The 24,927-nt window shown below is 59.7% G+C and carries 23 protein-coding genes; 17 read left to right on the top strand and 6 right to left on the bottom strand.

Annotated elements, in window-relative coordinates; translation table 11 throughout:
* The first annotated feature begins 180 nt into the window (after positions 1-180).
* The 6 genes from ACQY47_RS28900 (at position 181) to ACQY47_RS28875 (ending at position 6,367) form a co-directional block, all read left to right on the top strand.
* Complete coding sequence (locus ACQY47_RS28900) at positions 181-1,314, top strand: FAD-dependent monooxygenase (protein WP_428554120.1); 1,134 nt, start codon at positions 181-183, stop codon at positions 1,312-1,314.
* Positions 1,311-2,111 (top strand): alpha/beta fold hydrolase, encoded by an 801-nt coding sequence (locus ACQY47_RS28895; RefSeq protein WP_428554117.1) that lies wholly within the window; start codon positions 1,311-1,313, stop codon positions 2,109-2,111. Before ACQY47_RS28900 ends, ACQY47_RS28895 begins: the two co-directional genes overlap by 4 nt.
* Before the next feature lie 10 nt (positions 2,112-2,121).
* Positions 2,122-2,874, top strand: coding sequence for a maleate cis-trans isomerase family protein (locus ACQY47_RS28890; RefSeq protein WP_428554114.1), 753 nt, complete (start codon positions 2,122-2,124; stop codon positions 2,872-2,874).
* Positions 2,875-3,028: 154 nt separating this feature from the next.
* Positions 3,029-3,661 carry an N-carbamoylsarcosine amidohydrolase gene (locus tag ACQY47_RS28885; RefSeq protein ID WP_138454287.1) on the top strand — a complete coding sequence of 211 codons (633 nt, stop codon included), beginning with the start codon at positions 3,029-3,031 and terminating at the stop codon, positions 3,659-3,661.
* 278 nt (positions 3,662-3,939) lie between these two features.
* Positions 3,940-5,250 (top strand): MFS transporter, encoded by a 1,311-nt coding sequence (locus ACQY47_RS28880; RefSeq protein ID WP_177034646.1) that lies wholly within the window; start codon positions 3,940-3,942, stop codon positions 5,248-5,250.
* A 28-nt stretch (positions 5,251-5,278) separates the two neighbouring features.
* Positions 5,279-6,367 (top strand): nucleoside hydrolase, encoded by a 1,089-nt coding sequence (locus ACQY47_RS28875; protein ID WP_428554109.1) that lies wholly within the window; start codon positions 5,279-5,281, stop codon positions 6,365-6,367.
* A gap of 150 nt (positions 6,368-6,517) precedes the next feature.
* Here the strand turns inward: ACQY47_RS28875 and ACQY47_RS28870 are convergent, their stop codons facing one another.
* Positions 6,518-7,894 carry a PLP-dependent aminotransferase family protein gene (locus ACQY47_RS28870; RefSeq protein ID WP_026013563.1) on the bottom strand — a complete coding sequence of 459 codons (1,377 nt, stop codon included), beginning with the start codon at positions 7,892-7,894 and terminating at the stop codon, positions 6,518-6,520.
* 133 nt (positions 7,895-8,027) lie between these two features.
* Here ACQY47_RS28870 and ACQY47_RS28865 point away from each other — a divergent pair, with 133 nt between their 5' ends.
* From ACQY47_RS28865 to ACQY47_RS28855, 3 genes are read left to right on the top strand one after another with little or no spacing between them, the layout of a single operon-like run.
* Entirely contained in the window at positions 8,028-8,504 is a 477-nt protein-coding gene (locus tag ACQY47_RS28865) for a carboxymuconolactone decarboxylase family protein (RefSeq protein ID WP_428554106.1), read from the top strand.
* Complete coding sequence (locus ACQY47_RS28860; protein ID WP_428554103.1) at positions 8,494-8,937, top strand: N-acetyltransferase family protein; 444 nt, start codon at positions 8,494-8,496, stop codon at positions 8,935-8,937. The genes ACQY47_RS28865 and ACQY47_RS28860 overlap by 11 nt, the downstream gene beginning before the upstream one ends.
* Positions 8,934-9,524, top strand: a complete 591-nt coding sequence (locus tag ACQY47_RS28855) for an FMN-dependent NADH-azoreductase (RefSeq protein WP_428554100.1) — start codon at positions 8,934-8,936, stop codon at positions 9,522-9,524. The genes ACQY47_RS28860 and ACQY47_RS28855 overlap by 4 nt, the downstream gene beginning before the upstream one ends.
* An 81-nt stretch (positions 9,525-9,605) precedes the next feature.
* Here the strand turns inward: ACQY47_RS28855 and ACQY47_RS28850 are convergent, their stop codons facing one another.
* Complete coding sequence (locus ACQY47_RS28850; RefSeq protein ID WP_428554097.1) at positions 9,606-13,874, bottom strand: hypothetical protein; 4,269 nt, start codon at positions 13,872-13,874, stop codon at positions 9,606-9,608.
* Between the two features lie 429 nt (positions 13,875-14,303).
* Here ACQY47_RS28850 and ACQY47_RS28845 point away from each other — a divergent pair, with 429 nt between their 5' ends.
* The gene (locus tag ACQY47_RS28845) at positions 14,304-15,449 is read left to right on the top strand and encodes a MalY/PatB family protein (RefSeq protein WP_428554094.1); all 1,146 of its coding nucleotides are present in this window, start codon (positions 14,304-14,306) and stop codon (positions 15,447-15,449) included.
* Between the two features lie 94 nt (positions 15,450-15,543).
* Positions 15,544-16,389, top strand: a complete 846-nt coding sequence (locus tag ACQY47_RS28840; protein ID WP_428554091.1) for a hypothetical protein — start codon at positions 15,544-15,546, stop codon at positions 16,387-16,389.
* A gap of 595 nt (positions 16,390-16,984) precedes the next feature.
* Here the strand turns inward: ACQY47_RS28840 and ACQY47_RS28835 are convergent.
* Positions 16,985-17,200, bottom strand: coding sequence for a TOBE domain-containing protein (locus tag ACQY47_RS28835; RefSeq protein ID WP_003173733.1), 216 nt, complete (start codon positions 17,198-17,200; stop codon positions 16,985-16,987).
* Between the two features lie 316 nt (positions 17,201-17,516).
* On the opposite strand from ACQY47_RS28835, the gene ACQY47_RS28830 reads away from it, so the two are divergent.
* Genes ACQY47_RS28830 through ACQY47_RS28820 form a run of 3 tightly spaced genes read left to right on the top strand, consistent with a single transcriptional unit; the run spans position 17,517 to position 20,033 of the window.
* Positions 17,517-18,482, top strand: a complete 966-nt coding sequence (locus tag ACQY47_RS28830; protein WP_428554082.1) for an aliphatic sulfonate ABC transporter substrate-binding protein — start codon at positions 17,517-17,519, stop codon at positions 18,480-18,482.
* A gap of 10 nt (positions 18,483-18,492) precedes the next feature.
* Positions 18,493-19,320 (top strand): ABC transporter permease, encoded by an 828-nt coding sequence (locus ACQY47_RS28825; RefSeq protein WP_017135461.1) that lies wholly within the window; start codon positions 18,493-18,495, stop codon positions 19,318-19,320.
* On the top strand, positions 19,317-20,033 hold the full coding sequence (locus ACQY47_RS28820) for an ABC transporter ATP-binding protein (RefSeq protein ID WP_428554078.1): 717 nt from the start codon (positions 19,317-19,319) through the stop codon (positions 20,031-20,033). The genes ACQY47_RS28825 and ACQY47_RS28820 overlap by 4 nt, the downstream gene beginning before the upstream one ends.
* Before the next feature lie 143 nt (positions 20,034-20,176).
* On the opposite strand, the gene ACQY47_RS28815 is transcribed toward ACQY47_RS28820, so the two are convergent.
* Complete coding sequence (locus ACQY47_RS28815) at positions 20,177-21,097, bottom strand: FecR domain-containing protein (protein ID WP_428554075.1); 921 nt, start codon at positions 21,095-21,097, stop codon at positions 20,177-20,179.
* Positions 21,094-21,612 (bottom strand): sigma-70 family RNA polymerase sigma factor, encoded by a 519-nt coding sequence (locus ACQY47_RS28810; RefSeq protein WP_138453395.1) that lies wholly within the window; start codon positions 21,610-21,612, stop codon positions 21,094-21,096. Before ACQY47_RS28810 ends, ACQY47_RS28815 begins: the two co-directional genes overlap by 4 nt.
* A 173-nt stretch (positions 21,613-21,785) precedes the next feature.
* On the opposite strand from ACQY47_RS28810, the gene ACQY47_RS28805 reads away from it, so the two are divergent.
* Together ACQY47_RS28805 and ACQY47_RS28800 are read left to right on the top strand one after the other, a co-directional pair.
* Positions 21,786-22,751: a threo-3-hydroxy-L-aspartate ammonia-lyase gene (locus ACQY47_RS28805; protein WP_428554071.1), complete on the top strand. Its 966-nt coding sequence runs from the start codon at positions 21,786-21,788 to the stop codon at positions 22,749-22,751.
* Positions 22,748-23,128 (top strand): RidA family protein, encoded by a 381-nt coding sequence (locus ACQY47_RS28800; protein ID WP_428554068.1) that lies wholly within the window; start codon positions 22,748-22,750, stop codon positions 23,126-23,128. Before ACQY47_RS28805 ends, ACQY47_RS28800 begins: the two co-directional genes overlap by 4 nt.
* On the opposite strand, the gene ACQY47_RS28795 is transcribed toward ACQY47_RS28800, so the two are convergent.
* Positions 23,116-23,742 (bottom strand): helix-turn-helix transcriptional regulator, encoded by a 627-nt coding sequence (locus ACQY47_RS28795; protein WP_017135455.1) that lies wholly within the window; start codon positions 23,740-23,742, stop codon positions 23,116-23,118. The genes ACQY47_RS28800 and ACQY47_RS28795 overlap by 13 nt on opposite strands.
* Positions 23,743-23,812: 70 nt before the next feature.
* On the opposite strand from ACQY47_RS28795, the gene ACQY47_RS28790 reads away from it, so the two are divergent.
* Entirely contained in the window at positions 23,813-24,916 is a 1,104-nt protein-coding gene (locus ACQY47_RS28790; protein WP_428554064.1) for an alanine racemase, read from the top strand.
* Positions 24,917-24,927: the final 11 nt, after the last annotated feature.

Below are 24,927 nucleotides of genomic sequence, written 5' to 3'. Positions count from 1 at the left end.
AAACGTTACCAAACCACACAACCACTACATATAAAGGCCTAAACCCGTTACACAGGATAAATAAGGCCAAAAAATAAAATTGTGAACGTGGGCTTCCCATTTCAAAAAATGAGCGTATACACTTTAAAAACCTTGCGGACAGATGCCGCCAAATATCAAAAAGAGAGAGGTTCACGCCCCATGGGAAGCACACAAAAAATCGCCATCGTCGGTGCCGGCCTGGGCGGCGCGGCGGCGGCCACACTGCTGCAGCAAGCCGGTTTCGATGTCGATATCTATGAACAGGCGCCGGAGTTTTCCCGCTTGGGTGCAGGCATCCACATGGGGCCTAACATCATGAAAATCTTCCGCCGCATGGGCATCGAAAAACAGCTGGACCTGATGGGCTCGCACCCCGAGCACTGGTTCAGCCGTTGCGGCGAAAGCGGTGACTACCTCTCGCGTATTCCACTCACCGGCTACGGCGCTTCCTACATCACCGTGCACCGTGGCGACTTGCATGCATTGCAGATGTCGACTCTCAAACCTGGCACCCTGCACTTCAACAAGCGCCTGGAAAACCTCGAAGAAACCGATACCCAAGTGCGCCTGACCTTTGCCGACAGCGAAGTGACCTACGCCGATATCGTGATCGGCGCCGATGGCATCAACTCCAGGATCCGTGAAGAGCTGCTCGGCGTGGAAAAACCGCTGTACAGCGGCTGGGTCGCGCACCGTGCGCTGATCCGTGGCGACCAGTTGGCCAAGTACGACTTGAAGTTCGAAGACTGCATCAAGTGGTGGACCGAGGACCGCCACATGATGGTCTACTACACCACCGGCAAGCGTGACGAGTACTACTACGTGACCGGCGTGCCCCATGCCGAATGGGACTTCCAGGGCGCGTTTGTCGACAGCAGCCGCGAAGAGATGTTTGACGCCTTCAAAGGCTACCACCCCACCGTGCAGGCGCTGATCGAGTCCACCGAAAGCGTGACCAAATGGCCGCTGCGCAACCGTAACCCGTTGCCGCTGTGGAGCCGTGGCCGCCTGGTGTTGCTGGGTGACGCCTGCCACCCGATGAAACCGCATATGGCCCAGGGTGCCGGCATGGCCATCGAAGACGCGGCCATGCTCACCCGCTGCTTGCAGGAAACCGGTATCAGCGACTACCGCACCGCCTTCCAGCTCTACGAAGCCAACCGCAAGGAACGTGCGTCCCGCGTACAAGCGGTGTCCAACGCCAACACCTGGCTGCGCACCCAGGAAGACCCGGCCTGGGTCTACGGTTATGACCTGTACGCCCAGGAACTGAAATCGGGGGTGGCGGCGTGAGTACCTTCCTGTATGGCGCCAATGTGCAAGCCAATGGTATTCGCCAGCACTACCTGCGCTACGGCGGCAAAGGCCCGGCGCTGATTTTGATCCCGGGCATCACCAGCCCGGCGATTACCTGGGGTTTTGTGGCTGAGCGTCTTGGCACCCAGTTCGACACTTACGTGCTGGATGTGCGCGGGCGCGGCTTGTCGTCCACAGGGCCGCAATTGGACTACAGCGCAGACACCTGCGCCAAGGACATTGGCGCATTTGCCGATGCGCTTGAGCTGGAAAGCTACCACCTGGTCGGCCACTCCATGGGCGCGCGATTTGCCGTGCACAGTGCAGTCACGCATCCACAGGGCGTCAACCGCGTGGTGCTGATCGACCCGCCAGTGTCCGGGCCTGGCCGGCGTGAATACCCGAGCACGTTGCCATGGTACGTCGACTCGATCCGCCAATCGCTGGTCGGCATGGACGCTGACGCGATGCGCGCCTTCTGCGCCACCTGGACCGTCGAGCAACTGCAGCTGCGCGCCGAATGGCTGCACACCTGTTATGAGCCCGCCATGGTGCGTGCTTTCAATGACTTCCACACGGTCGACTTCCACCAGCACCTGCCCAAGCTCAAGGCCCCTGCCCTGTTGATGGTGGCCGGGCGCGGCGGCGTGATCCTGGATGAAGACATCGCCGAAATCCAGGACCTGCAGCCCGCTATCCAGGTCGCCCGTGTACCGAACGCCGGGCACATGATTCCGTGGGATGACCTTGAAGGTTTTTTTGCCGCCCTCGACGGCTTCCTCACACAACAATAAGGGGACCACCATGCTCAAGCCTTACCGTATCGGCCAGATCGTGCCGAGTTCGAACACCACCATGGAAACCGAGATCCCGGCGATGCTTAACGCGCGCCAGGCGATCCGCCCCGAACGCTTTACCTTTCACTCCAGCCGCATGCGCATGAAGCAGGTGCGCAAGGAAGAACTGGCGGCCATGGACGGTGAGTCCGACCGCTGCACCATCGAGCTGTCCGACGCCAAGGTCGACGTGTTGGGCTATGCGTGCCTGGTGGCGATCATGGCCATGGGCCTGGGTTATCACCGCAACTCCGAACAACGTTTGCGTAAAGCCACCGCCGATAACGATGCCAACGCCCCGGTGATCACCAGCGCTGGCGCCTTGATCGAAGGCTTGAAAGTGATGGGCGCCAAGCGCATTGCCATCGTCGCGCCGTACATGAAGCCGCTGACCGAACTGGTGGTGAACTACATCCGCGAAGAAGGCTTTGAGGTGGTGGACTGGCGCGCCCTGGAGATCCCCGACAACCTCGAAGTAGCGCGCCACGACCCGGCCAACCTGCCGGCCATCGTCGCCGGCATGAACCTGGAAGGGGTGGACGTGATCGTGCTCTCTGCCTGCGTGCAGATGCAGTCGCTGCCGGTGGTGGCCAAGGTTGAAGCGCAAACCGGCAAACCGGTGCTCACCGCCGCCATCGCCACCACCTACGCGATGCTCAAGGCGTTGGACCTGGAACCTATCGTGCCCGGTGCCGGTGCCTTGCTGTCCGGCGCTTACTGACACTTGTGGTGAATGAGCTTATGTGGCGAGCGAGCTTGCTCGCGCTGGAGTGCGCAGCGCTCCCGCTTTTTTGGGGCCGCTTCGCAGCCCAGCGCGAGCAAGCTCGCTCGCCACAACACGCTCGCTCGCCACACAAAAATGAGGGGTTGAGAAGATGAACAACCAATCCGCCGACGCCAACTACCAGGGCGTCTGGGGCAATCGCATCGGCTTCGGCAAAAAATCTGCGCTGCTGATGATTGACTTCATGCAGGGCTACACCACCGAAGGCGCGCCGCTGTATGCCCCCGAAGTGGTGGTGGCCGTAGCTGAAAGTGTCGAATTGCTGGCCACCGCTCGCCGGCACGCAATTACGGTGGTGCACACTAATATCCGCTACCATCCCGGCCATTTCGCCGACGGCGGTATCTGGGTCAAGAAGGCGCCGGTGATGAAGGACATGGTCGAGGGCAACCCGCTCGCAGCGTTCTGCCTCGAGGTATTGCCCCAGGCGGATGAAGTGGTGATCACCAAACAGTACGCCAGCGCCTTCTTCGGCAGCAGCCTGGCCCCGATGCTGCACGCCCAGGGCATCGACACTGTGGTGCTGGCCGGCTGTTCCACCAGCGGCTGCATCCGCGCCACGGCCGTGGATGCGGTGCAGCATGGGTTTCGCACCATAGTCGTGCGCGAATGCGTCGGCGACCGACACCCGGCGCCCCATGCAGCCAACCTGTTCGACATCGACAGCAAGTATGGCGATGTAGTGAGCAAGCAGGAGGCGATGAGCAAGTTCAGGGAGCAATAAAGGTTTCGAAGAACTGCGCCATAGAGCGCGGTCTTGCACAAAACTGTGAGCCGCCCCCGCCCAACGGTGGGAGCTGGCTTGCCTGCGATGACGGAGTGTCATGCAGCATAATTGTTGCTGATCCACCGCTATCGCAGGCAAGCCAGCTCCCACATTAAAAAGCCGGTGCAGCTTTCAGTCTTCTGACACTGCCTTTGGATGTCGCTTTTACAGCACTCCGAAGTGCTGGAAAAAAGCGGCTGTATAAAAACCATAAGTCACCGCCAGGAGACACCCCAATGCCCATTGCGAATGCAGCGCCCGCGACCACGGTCGCCGACCCCGTTACCACGCTCTACCACAAGATCACCTGGAAGCTGATTCCGTTCCTGTGTTTCTGCTACCTGGCCGCCTACCTGGACCGCATCAACATCGGCTTCGCCAAGTTGCAGATGCTCGACCAGTTACACTTCAGCGAAACCGCGTTCGGCCTCGGTGCCGGCTTGTTTTTCGTTGGCTACATCATCTTCGAAGTCCCCAGTAACCTGGTACTCGAACGAGTCGGCGCGAAGATCTGGATCGCGCGCATCATGATCACCTGGGGCCTGCTTTCGGCCTGCACTATGCTGGTCACCTCCACCACCCAGTTCTACATCCTGCGCTTTCTGCTGGGCGCCGCCGAAGCCGGTTTTTTGCCGGGGGTTTTGTATTACCTGACCACTTGGTTCCCGACGCACCGACGCGGGCGCATCATCGCGCTGTTCATGATCGGCCTGCCGCTGTCCAGCGTCATCGGCGGCCCGCTGTCGGGCTGGATCATGGGCCACTTCGACAACATGGGCGGCCTGCGTGGCTGGCAATGGTTGTTCCTGATCGAAGCGGTGCCCAGCGTATTGCTCGGCGTGCTGACTTTCTGGGCGCTGCCCAACACCTTCCAACAGGCCAAATGGCTGTCGGACGAAGAAAAGGCCCTGCTGGAAAGCGAACTGCGCAAGGACGAAGCCGACGCCACCGGCAGCAAGCACAGCTTCCGTGACGGCTTCTTCAACCTCAAAGTGTGGATGCTCGGCGGCATCGACTTCTCGATCCTGCTCAGCGCCTATGCCATGGGGTTCTGGATGCCGACCTTCATCCGCAATGCCGGGGTGACCGACACCTTCCATATCGGCGTGCTCACTGCATTGCCCAGCGTTGCGGCGCTGCTGGGCATGCTGCTGATCGGCGCCAGCTCCGACAAACACCGCGAACGCCGCTGGCACATCATCGTGCCGTTCTTCATCGGTGCGGCGGCCATGGCCACCAGCACGTTCTTTACCCACAGCGTGGTCGCCACCGTGTTGCTGTTCGCCATTGCCTCAGCCGCGATCATCGGCGCCGTGCCGGTGTTTTTCAGCCTGCCGGCAACCTTCCTCAAAGGCACCGCAGCGGCGACCGGCTTTGCCCTGGCCTGTTCGGTGGCGAATATCGCAGGCTTAGTCAGCAACTCGTTGATGGGGGTCGCGATCGACGTCACCGGCAGCAGTGCGGGTGCCTTGTGGTTTTTCGCCGGCTGCCTGATCCTCAGCAGCTTCCTGGTCATCGCCTTGCCGGCGAAACTGGTGAACCGTTAATAACAACAATTTTTGCGGATGAATCACCATGCAAGGTTTTCTTAAAAGCTGCGCGTTGCTTGTCGCCGTCGGCCTGTGTGCCGGCACGGCACAGGCAGCGCAAACCGCGCCTGAAAAAGTCATCTTCGACACCGACTTCAACGTGCTCAATGATGACGGCCAGGCCTTTATCATGCTCGCGCAGTTGCACGCGCAAAAACGCATCGAGCTGCTAGGCATGACCCTGGTCAGCGGCAATGCCTGGGTCGACCAGGAACAGGTCGACGCCCTCAAGGCCGTAGAGCGCATGGGCGTGGAAAAACAGGTCGGCGTCTACTCCGGCGCCGCCTACCCGTTGCTGCATGACTACGCCACCTACGAGGCAGAAAAAGCCCTGTTTGGTTCGGGCTGGCCGGGCGCGTTCAAAAACCCGCGCCCGACGTCGCCGTCTCAGCTGGTCGCGCCACCGGATGGCCTGGCCACCCACACCCAGCTGCGCAGTGAAACCGCCGCGCAGTTCATTGTGCAAAGCGTGCGGGCCAACCCGCACCAGGTGACCATTCTGGCCGTCGGCCCGCTGACCAACATCGCCCTGGCGATTCGCTCGGCGCCGGACATCGTGCCGCTGATCAAGCGCATCGTGTACATGGGCGGTGCCCTGGAGATTCCGGGCAACACCACGCCGGCGGCGGAATTCAACTGGTGGTTCGACCCGGAGGCCGCGAAGATTGTGTTGCGCTCACCCATCGAGCACGTGATCTTCCCCAACGATGTGTGTGAGAAAGTCACCTTCGACACGTCGGTGTACCAGCGCGTGATAGCCCACAAAGGTGCGATTGCCGATCTCTACAAGCACGAGTTCGGGCCGCTGTTCGACAAAGACCCGAGCTACCACAGCTTTACCTGGGACAGCTTGCCGGCGCTGTTTCTGGTGAGCCCGGAGATTGTCACTGAGTCTCGCGACCTGTGGGTGGATGTGGACGCCACGTTTGGCGCCGACTACGGCCGGGCGCTGGGCTACAAAAAAGGCGCGCCGGTGGGCACGCAAAAAGCCAAGGTGGTGTTTGGTGTCGACCAGCAAAAATTCTGGGATGGTTACGTCAACCTTGTAACCTTGCCAACCCCCGTAAAACCCTGACGACTTAAAGCTGAACACGATCTAAATGTGAGAGCGGGCTTGCTGTGGCGAGGGAGCTAACCGTCCCGCTCGACAGCGAAGCTGGAGCCGGCTTTTTGGGGGCGCTTCGCACCCCAACGCAAGCAAGCTTGCTCGCCACAGAAAGCCCCCTCACCTATTTGGTTTGTGACATGCCCGCAGTATCTGCAGCAGCCTCAATGCCAGTTCATTGGCCTGTGCGGCCGTCGCCACATTGGTAAAGCCCATCAACAACCCCTGCCCACCTCCCGGCTCAAGGGTCCACGCTGACAATGCGTTAACCGCCAACCCCGCCTCATTGGCTGCCATGGCAACTACCTGATCCGGAACAGGCACCCGCAACCGCGCCAACAGGTTAATCCCCCCGGCCTGTTCATCCACGCGTAAAAAATCCGCGCAATGGGCCTGTAACGCGGCGACCAAAAAACCCCTTCGCAGCGCATACAACTGACGCATCTTTTTCAAGTGCCGGGTGAAATGGCCCTGCTCGAGAAAATCCGCCGCGGTCAGTTGCAACAACTGCGCACCGCGCTGCTGCAAGGCCTCGGCGCTGCGCCCAAACACCTCCACCAAGGCTGCCGGCACCACCAGATAGCCCAGGCGCAAGCCCGGAAACAGCATTTTGCTGAAGCTCCCGGCATGGATCACTCGGTCGTGCACATCCTGGCTCTTGAGCGCCGCCAATGGCTGGCCCTGGTAGCGAAACTCACTGTCGTAATCATCCTCCAGCACCCAACTGCCCTGCTTCTGTGCCCAGGCCAGCAAGGCCTGGCGGCGCGTCAGGCTCAACGCCACACCCAGCGGGCTCTGATGGGCCGGCGTCACAATCGCCAGCCGTGCTTGCCGATCACGCTGGATGCCCTGCTCAACATCCAGCCCTTCACGGTCGACCGGTACCGGCACCAGCTCAACCCCTTGATGCCTCAATAACTGCCGCGCATGCACATAGCCCGGGTCTTCGTACCAGCAACGTTGCCCGGCCATTTGCAGTGCATCGCACAACAGCGTCAGGGAGCCGGCATACCCCGAACAGATAAATACCTGCTGGGGCGTACACTCCACGCCTCGGTACAACGCGAGATAGCTGGCAATCGCCACGCGCAACGCCTGGGCGCCGCGCACATCGCCCATGGCCAGGCTGTCGGCGTCGGTGCGGCGCACTTGCTGGGTGACCAGCCGCGCCCATAGCTTGCGCGGGAAGGCATCCAGCGCCGGCTGGCCCATTTGCAAGGCTGGCGGCGCCGATGTCGGCGGTGGTGCGACGGGCTGGGGCTTCATCGCCACCTGCGGCAATGTCCGCGCAATCACGGTGCCCGCCTGCCCACGCGCCTCAAAAAACCCCTCGCTGACCAGCAACTGGTAAGCCGCCTCCACGGTCCCGCGGGCGATCTTGAGTTCCAGCGCCAGGCTGCGCACCGACGGCACCCGATCACCGGGGCCGAGTTGGCCCTGGTCGATGGCCAACCGGAAGCGGCGGTAGATTTCCTGATATTTGGGCAATGACGACATCACAAGGGGGCTCGGCAGGACGACAAGGTGGAGTCTGATCATGTCCCAACCCACTTGTCCAATCATGCCCCTGTCGAGCAACCCGGCCACCACCGAAAATGGCGCATCTCTTAACGCAACCCAAGGATCACCCATGAAACACCGTCTCGATTACGGCAACGCCGCCCCTGCTGGTTACAAGGCCCTGGGCACCGTGCACAGCTATGTGCATGGCTGTGGCCTGGAGAAAGAACTGATGGAACTGGTGTACCTGCGGGTTTCGCAGCTCAACGGCTGCGCCTATTGCCTGGATTCCCATTCCCGCGGCCTGCTCAAGCAAGGCGCAAGCCTGGAAAAGATCATGCTGCTGGCCGCCTGGCGTGAAGCCTTGCCGTTGTTCACTGTGCGTGAACAAGCCGCCCTGGCCTGGGCCGAAGTGGTCACCCAGGTGGCGCAAACCCACGTGCCGGATGCCGACTACGCCGCCGTGGCGGCGGTGTTCAACGAGAAGGCAGTCGCCGACCTGACCCTGGCCATTTCCTTGATGAACGCCTTGAACCGCGTGGCCATCAGTTTTCGTAAAGTACCGGAGGCGATCAAGGCCCATCTGGAGAACCTTGATGAGCAATGAGCCCATTGAGTTCGCCCTGATGGAAACCGAGACCGACTGCCTCGCAAGCTTTGCCGTGATGCAGCAACTGCGCCCGCACCTGACCGACGCCGCCAGTTTCGCCGCGCAGGTTCAACGCCAGCGCCAGAACGGCTATCATCTGCTGGCCGCACGCGAACACGGCAAGGTCATTGGCCTGGCCGGCTACCGCCTGACGGAAAACACCCTGTATGGCAAGTTCATCTACGTCGATGACCTGGTGGTAGACGCCACCTTGCAGCGCCGACGCCTGGGCGAGCAGTTGCTCGGCCGCGTCCGCGCAGAAACCCGCGCACGCGGTTATCGTTACCTGGTGCTGGACACCGGCCTGCATATGGCCCTGGCCCAGCGCTTCTATTTTCGCCAAGGCCTGCTGCCACGGGGCATGCACTTTTCCCAGGACCTGAGCCAATGACCCGCGCCCTGCTCCTTAGCTTCAGCCCCCACGGCAAGGCCGCGCAGACCTTCAAGCTGGCCCGTGCCTTGCTCAACGACCTGGTGCCTGGCGCCGACGTCATCGAGCGCGACTACGGCAGCCAGGCGCTGGCGCCGCTGACCCGTGAATACGCGAATGCACTCACTACGCCTGGCGGCTTGAGTGGCAGCGCCACGGCGTTGTCGGAACAGCTGATCGTCGAACTGGAAGCCTGCGACCTGTTAATCGTCTGCACGCCGGTGCACAACTTCACCGTACCGGCGGCGCTCAAGGTCTGGATCGACCATGTGGTGCGCATCCATCGCAGCTTTACCATCAATGCGCAGTTCGAAAAAGTCGGCCTGCTCAAGGACCGCCGCACCTTCGTGCTGGTCAGCAGCGGCAATGCGCGCAAGGGGCATGAACCAGACTTTCTCACGCCTTACATGACCACCATCCTGTCTACGGTGGGCATCCACTCGGTGGATTTCGTCTACCTGGGCGCCATGGTGCGCGGTGAAGAAGCGGTCGCTCGGGCCGTGGAACAGGCACACCGGCAACTGTACGAGGCGATCAGCCGCAACTGAATACGGGCTGCGCACGTTCGCCTCGACAAGACGCTTGAGCGTTCAGATCGCCTGGCCCCTCCCTGGGCCAGTCAGATCTGGTCATACCCTGGGTGTTTCGACTTTCAAACTATTCACCTGCACGACCCGGTCGACAGAACCCGCCTTGCGTGGGGCACTGATCGTTATCATCACGCCATCGTTGGTGAGGAACGTTGGCTTGGCCGTGTCCTCCGCCCCGCCCTTGGGGTAGGCATTCTTGATAAACAACGTGCGTTTTTCGCCAGCCCTATCACCGTTCAGAGTGGCGACCAGGTCTCCCTCAGGCGTAACGCCCCAATCGAAAACCTGCGAGGCGCTGTAGTCCAGCTTGATAACACTTTCGACCGGATCATTGATGGTCACAGCCTGATTGCCCTTGTTAATTTCATAGGTATTAAACCCACCCTGGCCGACGATGTTGGCCCCGCCATTGACAACAATAACGTTTGCGCCTTTGCCCGTTAGCACCACGTCCTTTTTGCCATTCAACGTCAGGTGATTGTTTTGATCATCACCCTGAATAAAACTTTCTCCATTTTCAACCGTGACCGCATTGGAGAAAGCATGGAAATACGCAATTGGCGTTACACCATTGGTTTTAGAGTCAGGCGTGTTTACCGATACCGTACCGGTTTGAAAGTTAATGACGTGCCCTGAATAGGCAACTGCTTTAGTCTCGCCAACGACGCTGTAAGTGGTGCGCAGCTCACCCGAAAAGCTCAGCGTATTGGTGCCGTCGCCGCCCCAGATTTCTGAGGCTTTCGGGCTGAAACCGTTTTTCTCGGTGTCCTGAACTTGCCTCATCTGCTCGAGTGTCTGGCGCGCATCGGCATTGAAGTTAAAGGTATCGTCGGCGTCTCCCCCAGTGATCAGCTTTTTGCCTCCTTCAAAAGAAAAATAGTTGTGTTTTTTCATCACCCCCGCCACTACGTCATCACCGTCGCCCAACACCCAGAACGTGCCCCGGCCTCCTCCCTGTACACCTTCGACAGGCTTGATCGACATGCCATTCCAGGATTCTTCAGGTGCTCTAATGCGATCATTACCGCCGCGGACGTTGGCGGCTGGGACTCTGCCATCCACTTTGATCAGGTTCAGTAGCAAACTCGGAATGTTCCACCAGAGTGCGGGAGTCAGCGGAACTTTCCCTGGAACCTCTGAGACCTCGACCTTCGTATTGCCATACACAACACGTTCATAAAGATCCTTGCCTGGCCCTTCCAGGAACGCTTTGTAATGAGTGCGGGTTTTGTCCTCGTGTTCCTGGGAGTATTTCGCTTGCAAGTAGGGTTTCATCACATCAAAACCTGGTGCAAATCCCAGGAATGACTTCAGGCCAAGCGTAAACTTCTGGTTGCCCGTCAACGGTGTGTGTTTATCAATATCTTCCACAGTACGCACGGCGGAATAAATGGATTGTGCAACCATCAGCCCGCCTGCCACGATCAGACCCGCTGGCCCGGCAGCCGCGGCGACCGATGCCCCCGTCGCAGCCAGAGAACCGCCCGCAGCGGCAACACCGGTGCCCCATAAGAAGGCTGCACTTAACGTAATCGACGTAGCAGCATTGGCGATAGCGAATGTGCCGTTCACGTAGTGATCCTGAGCTTCCTTACCCGTGCTGCGGCCGGCTTTTTTGAACGAATCGATCGCATTGTAGGTATCAAAAGGCACACTGAAGGCCGCACCGGCACCGCCACTGGCTCTGCCGAGCAGCCTGCCGATACTGGAGGATTTGAAGCTGAGAATGATTGGCGCAGCGCTGCTGACGGCCTTCTGCGCCACTTTATTGAGCGCCACCTCCACGCCCATCCCGGCGTAGTCGGCACCTACAGCACCCAGCCCAATGGCGCCCGCCGTGGTATCGCCACGCTGGATGCTCTCAATGGAACTGCGCAACCCCTGAAAGGTACTGAAGGCTTGAAAACCCAGGCCTCCCGGGTGAGTCGTGCCTGTTTTTCCGGGTGTACCCGGAGAAAAAAAGTCTGCAGGGAGCGGTTTATTGCTGCGCTGCATATCGCGTATGGCGCCAGCATGTCGCGACATATCACTCATGGACTGTTGCAGAGCCTCTGGGATAGTGCCGCCGTCTCGCCTTCTCAACAGCGGTACGGTGGACTCACGCAGGGAGCCGATCTCAGCAAGCACATCACTTGCACGCTTGCTGACATTACTCGATCCGGATTTGAGAAAAGCCTCTAAGCGCAAATAGTCAATTTCCATCGCACCGACCATCTTTCTGCCATCTGGATCACCGGGAAACTGAGCCTCGATCGGATTGCCATTGAGGTTTACCCCCATCTTGTAAAGTTCAACACGGCTGACGTCCATTTCACCGAAGCGAATGGGCGGCTGGTTGGCATCAAGCTTTTTCAGGCGCCCTACGACCGTTGGGTCAATCGCTTGTACTGTCTTGGGCGGTGTTAGTTTGGGCAAAGCCTGCACAGGTGTTTTAGGCGGCGCCACTACGTTGCCGGGTGGCGTCGTGATCGGAGCGGTCGATGGGCCGGTTGCTGTAGGAAAAAGTTTGTCGAGCGCTGCCTTGGTTTGCGGGTTGAGCTTTCCTTCATAGAGACGCGATGTGTAAGTCTCTTGCATAAAATCTCGTGAACTTCTGCCGGCACGCGTACTGTCTTGAGGGCCTACCTCAGGAAACGCTACCGTGCTGCCGATCACTTCCAGGAAGCCTTTGGCATCGGCTTTGTAATAGCCAAGCATACCCAGCTTACCAGCGACCAACGCCGCTTGCTTCTTGGTGAGGGGATCAAGGCCTTTGACTTCATCTCGATGACCAACTCGATCGGCGACGGTATCGCCACTCTTAGAGGCAGCAGAAAAAAAATCATCACCGATAATCAAAGTAGGAGGGTTGCTGAACAGCAGTTTCGTTTCCGGGTGATCCCCAGGTTTGGCAATAATAACGTCGATATCGCCGACTACCGCCATCGCCGTTTTGGGTGTTTTTAACTGAATTCTTCGCAGCGCTGTATCCACTGCCGTGGCTACCTGTTCAGACCTGGCGGGATCACTGCTGGTCGGGCTGAGGATCTCAAAGGTTGTGCCTCGAACAGCCTCGTTACGCGCATTAAATGACGCGCCTATTTGTGCGGTGGCCAGAGAGGATCGCTGTTGCTCTATGCGCTCGAAGGCATAAGGGTATCCAACGGGCGTAGCGGCCCCATTGATAGCGTTGATCAAGCTGTGCTCGAGCTCCCTCATGGGCGACAACAGTGGGGAGCTTGGGTATTTTCCGATAAAGTCTTGGACGGACTTCAATGTCTCTTTCGTATGATTAAATTGTGACATCCCCTTAGCGTCATGCAGCTTGCCCAAGCCCTGTGTGATTTTTTCATAGTCCGCCGCCTGTGCGGCAGGGGCCGGCGCTTGATTACCGAACGCTTCCTTTGTTGGCACACTCGTGGCGTCGATCAACTTAAGCTGATCAAGGCCGTTCAAGGGCGCGTCGTACATAAAGCGTATAGCGTTGTTGTCGCCGGAAAGCTCAGGTAAATGGTCAGGGTTAAACACACTGATCAGGTATTGAGGATTGGAGTTGTCGTGATTGAACGGTTCAATAAACGTTTTCAATTCAGGGCTGGTAAATATCCTTTTCAAGCCTTTTTCAAAAGCTTCCTTGGAAAAAAACACTGAAAATCCAATATTCGGATCATTGTAATAGTAGGTTCGGGCGCCCGTATCGTCGACGATTACCCCTGCCGACAGGCGATGCCCCTCAGCGCTGATCAACAGCGTCGTGGTAGCAGCAGAATTGTAAAGTCTCGGTGCAATCTGGGTATAGGCTCCAAGTTTTCTGGTCGCTGGGTCATGCGCAACACCAGGGTCCTCGACCTTGTTTTGCACCCCGGCCAACGTGCGATAAAACGCTTGGGATTCGGGTTCGTCCGGGTGCGCAAGTGCCTGGTAAACATTACTAAAAAACGTATCTTGCTTGCCCTCTGCCACAGCCAACGACAAAAGATGGCAGAACCCTGCACATTCCCCTTCCGATAACTTATTAATCATCGCGAGGTAATAACCCTGCGGCAGCGCCGTGACCTTTACCCCTTTGTCCGTGATCACCTTGGTAAATATTCTCGCATCATCATGCGGGCCACTTATGAGGCGCTGCTCAACCAGATACCGTAGTGCCCCCATTTGCTGCGGGCTCAATTGCTGATCCAGTGCTAACCGCATGAGTGCCAAGTCGCTCATGTTTGCAGAATAACCCGGCAATGCTACAGCGGAGGGCGTGTCATGGCCTTGCTTGAATTCGTTGTGGCCGGACCCCGTGACGGCATCGCTCATCTTGCTGACAAAATGTTCAAGCACTTCGTGGTCCGGTACGGAGGCAGGCGGTGCTGCTCGGTCCCGACCCTCGACATTCGAAATATCCCTGCGGGTTCGGCTGTGCTCAGCAGGTTGTACAGGAGGCGATGTTTCAGTAAGCCGAGATTGAAGATAACCAGGGAATGGTTGAGTCGTAGCCGAGGATATGTGCGACATGAAGACTTCCAAATATAAATAAATTGAAGCGCTGCCCCTGTAGCAGGCATGCCGTAGAGGGCTAACCTACAAACACACACCGTATGTAACCATCAGATTTATCTGCGAACTTTCTGTTAGTAGCGTTGCACATCATTACCCCGCCTCACTGTGTTTTTCGTCCTCGCTCATACCCAAAACACTTGTTCCTTATCACTGGGGCTGGCGCTAGAATCAGCGCCATTCCTGCACCTGCCTCCCTGATACGAGCCACCCATGAGCTTTGATTTCGACACCATCCACCCCCGCCAAGGCACCGGCAGCACCAAGTGGAACCGTTACCCGCAAGACGTTCTGCCGATGTGGATCGCCGACATGGATATCGCCGCGCCACCCGCCGTCCTGCAAGCCCTGCACGCACGCCTCGACCAGCAGGTGCTCGGCTACAGCGTGGCTGGCGCGGATGTGCGCGAAGCCATCATCGCGGACCTGTGGGCCAAGTACGCCTGGCGCGTACAACCTGAAGAGTTGCTGTTCCTGCCCGGTGTCGAGCCTGGTTTCAATATGGCCCTGCATGCGTTCGTACAGCCGGGCCAGCCCGTGGTGCTGCAAACCCCCAACTACCGGCCGATTCGACTGGCACCGGGCCACTGGAACCTGCCGCGTATCGAAGTGCCGTTCGAGTTGATCAACGGCGAGTACATGACGCCCATGCCCGCCATGCGCCAGGCGCTGAAGGGCGCCGGTGCGCTGCTGCTGAGTAATCCGCACAACCCAGTGGGCAAGGTCTTTGCGCGTGAAGAACTGTTGGCCGTGGCCAACGCCTGCGTGGAGAACGGTGCACTGATCATCAGTGACGAAATCCACGCCGAGCTGTGCTTTGACGGCCGTCGCCATATTCCCACCGCCAGCCTCAGCCCCGAGATCGCCCAACGCACCATCACCCTGATGTCGGCGAGCAAGGCCTATAACGTCGCCGGCCTGAAGACTTGCTTTGCCGTGGTGCAAAATACCGAGGTGCGCGAGCGCTTCAACAATGCCCGCTGCGGCATGGTCGACAGCGTCAGCCCGTTGGGCCTGGAAGCCACCCGCGCCGCCTACAGCCAGTGCAGCGAATGGCTGGATGCGCTGGTGCAGTACCTGCAAGCCAACCGCGACTACCTGCTGCACGCCGTGCAAACCCGTTTGCCCGGCGTGGTGATGCACGCGCCACAAGGCACCTACCTGGCCTGGCTGGATTGCAGCGCCCTGGGCCTTGCCGACCCGCAGCAGTTCTTCCTGGAGCAGGCCAGGGTCGGCCTGAGCGCAGGCATCGAATTCGGCGATGACAGCCAGCAATTCGTGCGCCTGAACTTCGGTTGCCCACGATCGATGCTCGAAGAGGGTTTGCAGCGCATGGAACGTGCACTGCGTCACCGCTAAAACGCATTTCACAACGTTTCGCAACGAGTGCCGAACCCCTGCTGTTACTGTTTTTGCCGACCCGTCCCACCGGCAACAGCAGGAGTTCCATGGCATGTCGACCCAGCCGCTTGATCGCTCGTCCGAGCCCAAAAGCCTTCCGCGCACTCTATCAACATCGGGCGAAGCATTTGCTGTGCTGCTCAAGAACAGCGCCCATAAAAAAGTCGAAACCCATGACAAGTCGCCATCGGGGCTCGATGCGAGCAAAAAAGACGGTTATGAACTCGCGGCCAAAGACGCCACGCCGCCTGCTGCCCTGGCCGACTACAAGGCCATCGGCCCGCCCGATGAAACCGGCCCTGGGGTGATCCGCTACGAAAGCAACGGCGAAAAAGTCGTCGTCGCCCGTGAAGACAACCCCAAGTTGTTCGACTACCTGGCGGGCCTTAACACGGTGTACTCCGACCCCGGCAAAAAAGCCGTGATTGAAGGCGAACTGAACAACGGTGCAGCCCTGGCCGACGCCAACACGCCCGTGCCCGGCCTCAACGACTACAAGAACTTCAGCTGGAACAACGACCAGAAAGACAGCCTCCTCACCTACGAACTGCAGGATGGCACCAAGGTGGTGGTGTCTGCCGACGTCAGCCCCGAGCTGTTCAAAAGCGTGGCCACGGCGAACGATACCTGGGCCAAGATCCACACCAGTGAAGACGCCGGGTACAAACTGGCCGGGCCGAATGACTTCCTGAAAAATACCGACATCACCTTCGGCTCTCCCGATGAACTGGGCGACGGCCTGATCCGCTATGAAACCAGCGAAGGCAAGGTCATCGTCTCCCGGGAACTGAGCCCCCAGCTCTACGATGACGTCAAAGCCAAGTGGGATGCCTTCAGCGCCAGCTCCATCGACACTTGGCACCTCGCTCTGGCTCGGTGTGCCAGAACGAAGGCTTGAATCCGTGGGCCGCCGCGATTCAAGCCTGCGTTCGGCCATCGTGGTTAACGGGGCGCCTCAGATCAAAAGCAGATCAAGATCTACAGCACGGCGGCCTGAAAGCCGACCTGAGTGGTTGAAGCAAGAGCCAGATCAAGTGCAAATCAAAAATCTATCTACCTGATGCAACGCGGTTTAAGTGTGGGAGCTGGCTTGCCTGCGATGCAGACACCTCGGTGTGTCAGGTACACAGAGTTGATGGCATCGCAGGCAAGCCAGCTCCCACATTAGTCCGAGTATGGCTTTGCTGTTGCAGTGGCCCTTACATCCTTTTCGATGACGAAGTCAGCGGTCTTTTGATCTGTGCTTTTGATCTTGATCTGAAATCGCCCCCCCAAATCACTGGCGGATTGCGGGCATGCCGAGCCACAGCGAGGCACCGAGTGTTGGGGCGAGGACTTTTTGGTTACTTTTGACTGGGCCGGCATTCCGGTCCTTGCAAAAGTGACCCGCTGTATGAGCGAAACCATAAGCCGCCGTTACCGCAACAACGGATATGTACCCCGCCAAAAGCCCCCCATCACAGGCAACCCAGCTCTCACACTTGCGAACACATTTACAGCTTGGCAATCGACACTTCAGTCGACTTCACAAAGGCAATCACTTCACTGCCCACTTTCAATTCCAGGTCACGCACCGAGCGGGTGGTGATCACTGATGTGACGATGCCGGACGCGGTTTGCACATCAATTTCGGACACCACTTCCCCCAGCAGAATTTCCTTGATCACGCCCTTGAACTGGTTGCGCACGTTGATCGCTTTAATGGTCATGTCGGCTTTCCTTTTGGCTGTTGGGTCAATCCGCACGAATGCGCAGGCCCTCAAAATGCGTTATCGGCACCAACATTAAAAGGAATAAATAATTCTTTATTTATACGATACAGATATATAAGGTGTTCGCCTGCCAACAGCCATTCAACACTTTGCCCTCTCCCGCTACAGCCGCCCCCATAGAAACCCGCATAAAGACGCTGCGCACAAGGTGGCACAGAGACTGCATATTCCTTTAAAGCATGATGGAACATGCCGTTTCAATTTTCTGAATATAAGAAAAGCCTTCTCTCAACGCCTTGTCTGGAGCTGTTCCATGAAACCCTTTGCTTTATTGAGTGCCTGCGCCCTCGCCCTGTGCCTGCAACCCCAGGCCTTTGCCGCCGAAACCGACCCCGCCCAGGTCAACCTCGATTACGCCTACTATTCGCCCGTGAGCCTGGTGCTCAAGCATTTCGGCTGGCTCGAACAGGCGCTTCCCAACACCAAGGTCGGCTGGGTGCTGAGCCAGGGCAGCAACCGCTCGCTGGAATACCTCAACAGTGGCGGCGTCGACTTTGCCTCGTCTGCCAGCTTGTCGGCGGTGTTGAGCCGCGCCAATGGCAGCCCGATCAAATCGGTGTACGTCTACAGTCGTGCTGAATGGACCGCACTGGTGGTGCGCAAAGACTCGCCGCTCAAAACCGTCACAGACCTCAAAGGCAAAAAAATCGCCGCCACCAAAGGCACCGACCCGTACCTGTTCACCCTGCGCAGCCTGCAACTGGCCGGGCTGAAAAAAGATGATGTGGAGTTGGTGCATTTGCAGCATCCGGACGGCCGCACCGCCCTGGAGAAAGGCGACGTAGACGCCTGGGCCGGCCTTGATCCACACATGGCCGCGAGTGAAATCCAGGCCGGTTCGCGCTTGCTGTATCGCAATAAAGACTTCAACAGCTACGGCGTAATCAGCGTCACCGAGCAATACGCCAAACAGCACCCACAGACCATCACCAAGGTCCTCGGGGCCTATGAGAAGGCGCGTGATTGGGCCGTGAAGCACCCGGATGAATTCGCCAAATTGCTCGCAGACGAAGCCGGCTTGCCGCTGGAAGTGGCCAAGCTGCAATTGTCGCGCACCGACTTGAGCAACCCGCTGCTGAGCGCCAGGGACGTGGCGTCATCCAAGGCCGCCGCGCCGATCCTGGTGTCTGAGGAATTAGTCCGTCGTGGCGTGGATGTCGACCCCGTGATCGATCAGTTGATCGACACTTCGTTTGGCCAAACCCTGCCCAAGCCTTAAGGGAGGCGTGATGACCGATAAAAGCCAAGCACTGCCGCTGCCGGCACCCGTGGTGATCAACCGAAGCGCCTGGCCAAAACGGCTCAAAGGCCTGGTGCTGCCGGTACTGATCCTGCTGGTTCTGGAGGGCGTGGTACGCATCGGCTGGCTGCCGTCCTACCAGATGCCGGCCCCCAGCGACATCGCAGTGACCCTCACCGACCTGGCCGAAGGCGCGTTGTGGAAACACATCAGCGCCAGCCTGCTGCGGGTACTCGCGGGGTTTGCCATCGGTGCCAGCCTGGCGCTGGTGTTTGCCGCCTGGGTGGGGTTGAGCCGTGAAGCCGAAGCGTATCTTGAGCCGACCTTCGCCGGGCTGCGCTCGATTCCGAGCCTGGCCTGGGTGCCGCTGTTGCTGCTGTGGCTGGGTATCGATGAAACCTCCAAAGTCGTGCTGATCGCGATTGGCGCGTTCTTTCCGGTGTACCTCAACGGTGTCGCGGCGATTCGCGATATTGATCGCAAGCTGGTGGAAGTCGGGCAAATGTACGGTTTCAGCCGAGCACGCCTGGTGCGCCGGATTCTGCTGCCCGCCGCCCTGCCCGGCCTGTTCACGGGGCTGCGCAGCGGCTTGAGCCTGGCGTGGATGTTCCTGGTGGCGGCCGAACTGATCGCGGCCACCAAGGGTCTCGGTTACTTGCTCAGCGATGGTCGGGAAACCTCACGGCCAGACATCGTGCTGGCCGCCATTACCGTGTTGGCACTGCTGGGCAAGCTCAGCGATGGCCTGCTCGCAGCCTTGGAGAAACGCTGCCTGGCCTGGCGCGACACCTTCACAGGCGAAGGCGCGGAGCAATGAGTATGCAAGCGTTATTGGAGCTTCGCGTGGCGCGCAAAAGCTTTGCCGGCATTACGGTGCTGAACAACGTGCAGTTGGCGCTGCAACCGCGCGAAACCGTCAGCCTGCTCGGGCCCAGCGGTTGTGGCAAAAGCACGTTGTTGCGCATCGTCGCCGGCCTGGAGACCGACTTCCAGGGCGAACTGCGCAGCCCCGAAGGCGAAGTTGCCTTTGTGTTCCAGGAACCACGGCTGATGCCCTGGCTGACGGTGGAACAGAACATCGGTTTGCGCGATGACAACCACTATGACAAGGCCTGGGTTACCCAGTTGATCGCAGAAGTCGGCCTCACCGGCTTCGCCCAGGCGCTGCCCAAAGCCTTGTCCGGCGGCATGGCGCAACGCGTGGCCATTGCACGCGGGCTGTATTCACGCCCGCAGGTGTTATTGCTTGATGAGCCGTTCAGCGCAGTGGATGCCTTTACCCGCATGAAACTGCAGGACTTGCTGCTGCAACTGGCCGAGCACCATGGGATTGCCTTGCTGCTGGTGACCCACGATGTCGACGAGGCGCTGTACTTGAGTGACCGGGTGCTGGTGATGGACAACCGGCCGAGCAGTATTCGCCGGGAACTGGCAGTCGACCTGCCACACCCAAGGGACCGGCGTGACCCGGCGCTGGCGCAACTCAAGGCACAGTCTTTGACCCAATTGCAGCGCGCGCATGTGATTTAGGTCCCTGGAAATGGATTAACTTCCTGTGGCAAGCAGGACTGTTATGCCAAGCCCACCTGTTGTGGCGAGCAGGCTTGCCACAACAAGCCTGCTCGCCACAAACAAGCCTCTGCCACTAGGAGCTTGATGGCCAGCGTGAAGCGTCAAACCAGGGTTCGGCTGAGTGTCACCCAATACCGCGTGCGCGCTCGCACCTCAAACCCCAGGGTCTGGGCCAGCAGTGTGAGGATGCGGTCGGTGTCATCCAGGCGAAAGCTGCCGGTGACCCGCAGCGTTTCCAGGCTCGGGTCCCAGCGCAACACGCCAGGGCGGTAACGTTCCAGCTCACGCAGGAAATCCCCAAAGGGTTGGTTCTGTGCGGTCAATACACCGTCACGCCAGCCCAGTTGCTGCACATCAAACGCCGCCCTGGCACTCAGCCCGCGAGGCTTTAACGAGGCTTGCTGACCGCTGTTCAACGTCGTCAATTGCCCGGCCAGATCACGCACCTGCACCGCGCCCTTGAACACCGACACGCGGCAGCCGGACGCCAATTGCCGTACGCACACTTCAGCCTGGCTCACCTCTACCTGGCCGTAGCGCGTGTGCACACTGATCGCTGCCGCGCCCGGCACCGTCAGCGCCAACTCGCCGTCCACCAGCGTGATGCGCCGCTGCGCCAGGTCAACATCCACCGCCGTCGCCGTGTTGAGTTGCAAGCTGCTGCCATCGGCCAACGGCAGGCGTTTGCGCTCGCCGGTGGCGGTGTGCAAATCAGCCCGCCATGCCTCGATGGGCAACTGACGGCTGATCAGCCAGGCGGTCGGCACCAGCGCCGCTACGCCCAAGGCCCGCTTGAGCAACGCACGTCGCCCCGCTTGCGGGCGGTCGAGGCTGGCCATCGCCACGGCCTGGGGCAAGTCACGCAAGCGCTGGCGCAGCGATTGGGCTTTCTGCCAGGTCTGTTCGTGCTGAGGGTGGCTGTCGCGCCAAGCCTGCAAATTGGCGTGGTCACGCTCGGTGGCCGCTCCGGACTCCAACAACGCCAACCACTGCGCCGCAGCACGCGCAACCTCGTGACTCATAGGGCCACCAACAGGCAATGTTCATAGGCCTGGGCCATGTAGCGCTTGACCGTGCGCTCAGAGACGTCGAGCCGCTCGGCAATTTCGCGATAACCCAGGCCTTCCAACTGGCTCCACAGAAACGCGCGCCGCACCACCCGCGGCAAACCGTCGAGCAACTCATCCAGAGCGTGCAAGGTCTCCAGCACCAGCCAGCGTTGCTCGGGCGACGGCACGCAGGTTTCGGGCAAATTCGCCAGCGCCTTCAGATAGGCTTGCTCAAGGCTGCGGCGCTGATGAAAGTTGGCCAGCAAACGCTTGCCGACCGTCACCAGATACGCCCGTGGCTCCTGCATCTGCGCAATCGGCTGGGCACTGGCCAGCACCCGCACAAAGGTGTCCTGGCTCAGGTCCGCCGCATCCCAGGCATTGCCCAGGCGCCGCCGCAACCAGCTTTCGAGCCAGCTGCGATGGTCGCGGTACAAACGCGACAGGGTCATTTCGCCAGTGTGGGTCGGGGCAACAGCATCAGTCATGAAAAGCAACCTGCGCAGCGCGAGTGAGTCTCAAATGAGATTCATTCTATTTAATATCGCTGCTGATCACCACGCTCTTTTCAACATTGCGTTTATGCACTGGGTGACAAGCCGACCTTTACTATTTGTCTTTATATAGATATTTTATCCAAATCCGCCCACGAGGTCCGCCCATGCAATTGCCTGACTATTCAGATGTCGTCGCCGCCGCCCAACGCCTGCAAGGCTTTGCCCATCAAACGCCGGTGTTTACCTCACGCACCCTCGACGCTGAAACCGGTGCCCAGGTATTCATCAAGTGTGAAAACCTGCAACGCGCTGGCTCGTTCAAGTTTCGCGGCGCGTTTAATGCCCTGTCGCAGTTTGACGCACACCAGCGCAAGGCCGGGGTGGTGGCGTTCTCTTCCGGCAACCATGCCCAGGGTATTGCGTTGGCCGCCCAATTGCTCGGCATGCCGGCGACCATCGTGATGCCCACCGACGCGCCGGCCGCCAAAGTGGCCGCGACCCGGGAATATGGCGCCAGCGTGGTGCTGTATGACCGCTTCACCGAAGACCGTGAGCAGATAGGCCGCACCCTGGCAGTTGAGCACGGCATGACATTGATCCCACCGTATGACCATCCACACATCCTTGCCGGCCAAGGCACGGCCGCCAAGGAACTGCTGGAATTCACCGGCCCTCTGGACGCCCTGTTCGTCGGCCTGGGCGGCGGCGGCATGCTCTCGGGCACCGCGTTGTCGACCCGTGCGCTGGCACCCGATTGCCAGCTGTTTGGCGTTGAACCCGAAGCAGGCAATGACGGCCAGCGTTCATTCCAGACCGGCAGCATCGTGCACATCGACACCCCGGCGACCATCGCCGACGGTGCGCAAACCCAACACCTGGGCAACTACACCTTCCCGATCATCCGCGACAAGGTGACCGACATCCTCACCGTCTCCGACGCGCAATTGGTGGCCTCGATGAAGTTCTTTATGCAACGCATGAAAATGGTGGTCGAACCCACCGGCTGCCTGGGCCTGGCGGCGTTGCGCCAGCTGGGCGAGCGGTTCAAGGACCAGCGCGTGGGCATTATCGTCACTGGTGGCAATGTCGACATCGCGCGCTACGCCGCGTTGCTCAGCGAGGCGTCATGAACATCATCCACACCGAGGCCGCCTCGGCGCCCGCCGGGCATTACTCCCAGGCCGTCAGCCACGGCGACACGCTGTATATCTCCGGGCAATTACCGGTAAGCCCGCAGGGGCGCCACAACCTTGAAGCATCGTTTGCCGAACAGGCCCAGTTGGCGCTGGCTAACCTGCTGGCCATCTTGAAAGCCGCCGGCGGCTCGCCCCAGGATCTGGTGAAGGTCACGGTGTATGTGGCCGGGGTTCAGCATTGGCCGCAATTCGACTGCATTTACGCCGCCGCGCTGGGCGAGCACCGCCCTGCCCGCGCGGTGGTGCCGGTGCCCGAGTTGCACCACGGTTATCTGGTGGAGATTGAAGCTGTGGCGCGCTACTTGGCGTAGGTGTAGACCGCCGCCCGTGAAACGCCCAGGTGCGCGGCCACGGTCTCCATGGCCCGGCGAATGTCCATGCAGCCCGAGTCCTTGAGCTCTTGCAGCAACAGCCGTCGATCCGCCGCCTTGAGCGCGCGCGGGGTGGTGGCCAGGCGTGCGGCGAACTGGTCGATGCGGGTGCGAATCACATCGGCGCCGGACGGCTCCAGGGATTCGATAAGGGTGTCGCCAGTGACCGAGCCAAATTGCTCAAGCATGCCCTGCAGGCCACGAAACAATGAGAGATCGACGTTCATGCACAAGGCCGCGACGTACTTGCCACTGGTGTCCTTGATGCCGATCGAGGTGCTTTTGACCTGGCGCCCATCGCTGAATTGGTTGCGGTAGTTGGCAATGATCTGCGGGTAGTCGGGGTCGGCAATCCGCGCCAGGCCCAACTCGGTGGTCGGGTCGCCCGGCGAGCGCCCGGAGAGGTTGTTATGGATCGCCAGGATCGCCTGCTGCGGGTCGCGCAAATCGTGCAGCACCACCTCACAGAACGGGCTGAAGGTTTTGCTCAAGCCTTCGGCAATCTGTTCGAGCTGGCTGATCAGGGTGGTTTCTTCGGGAGAGGTCTTTTTCATGCAAGACAACATATCCAGTCCTGGACAGGCCGTCAATTTGGCCGCTGTCCGCCCTTGTGGAGCGTTAACCATGGACACCCCGGCAGCATTGCTAGACAGCGTGAAAATGCAGCGCAACATCCAGCGCATGCAACAGCGTGCCGACAGCCTGGGTGTGCATTTGCGCCCCCATGTCAAAACCCACAAGTGCGCCGAAGTGGTGGCCGCGCAGATAGCGGCCGGTGCCCGTGGCATCACCGTATCGACGCTCAAGGAAGCCGAATACTTCTTTGAGCTGGGCATCCAGGACATCCTCTACGCCGTCGCCATGGCCCCGCACAAACTGCCCCAGGCCCTGGCGCTGCGCCGCCGGGGTTGCGCGCTGACGCTGATCACCGACAGCCTCGCCGGCGCCCGGGCCATCGTCGATTTCGGCGGCGAGCAGGGTGAAACCTTTGCCGTGATGATCGAGATTGATTGCGACGGCCACCGTTCCGGGGTCAAGCCGCAGGACGCGTTATTGCTCGACATCGCCCAACTGCTCGGTGACAGCCTCGTCGGCGTATTGACCCACGCAGGGGAAAGCTACGGCCTGGATACGCCTGAAGCGTTGCAGGCCATCGCCGAACAGGAACGCGCACGCTGCGTTGAAGCGGCGCAACGTATCCGTGCCGCCGGGATGGCCTGCGATCAGGTCAGTGTCGGCTCCACGCCTACCGCATTGTCAGCCGTGAGCCTTGAAGGCGTGACCGAACTGCGCGCGGGTGTGTATGCGTTTTTTGACCTGGTGATGCACAACATCGGCGTATGCGGCAGCGAGGAACTGGCCTTGAGCGTGCTGACCACAGTGATCGGCCATCAAGCGGAAAAAGGCTGGATCATCACCGATGCCGGCTGGATGGCCATGAGCCGGGATCGCGGCACGCAAGCGCAAAAACGCGACTTTGGTTATGGCCAGGTGTGCAATGAGCACGGGGAGTTGATCGCCGGGTTACTGTTGAGCAGTGCCAACCAGGAACATGGCGTGGCGCGGTTCGAAGCGGGCGGCGTGGATGTGGTGACGCAATTTCCGCTCGGTACGCGCCTGCGTATTCTGCCCAATCATGCCTGCGCCACGGGGGCGCAGTTTGGCAGTTACAACGCAGTGTTGCACAACGGTGACGTGCAACGCTGGGAACGCTTGCGCGGCTGGTAGCCGACCTTCAA

Origin of the sequence: Pseudomonas edaphica (genome assembly GCF_965277385.1) — a bacterium.
Classification (GTDB): domain Bacteria; phylum Pseudomonadota; class Gammaproteobacteria; order Pseudomonadales; family Pseudomonadaceae; genus Aquipseudomonas; species Aquipseudomonas edaphica.
Note: the sequence above shows the minus strand (reverse complement) of the source record. Positions and strands in the feature narration are given on the sequence as shown.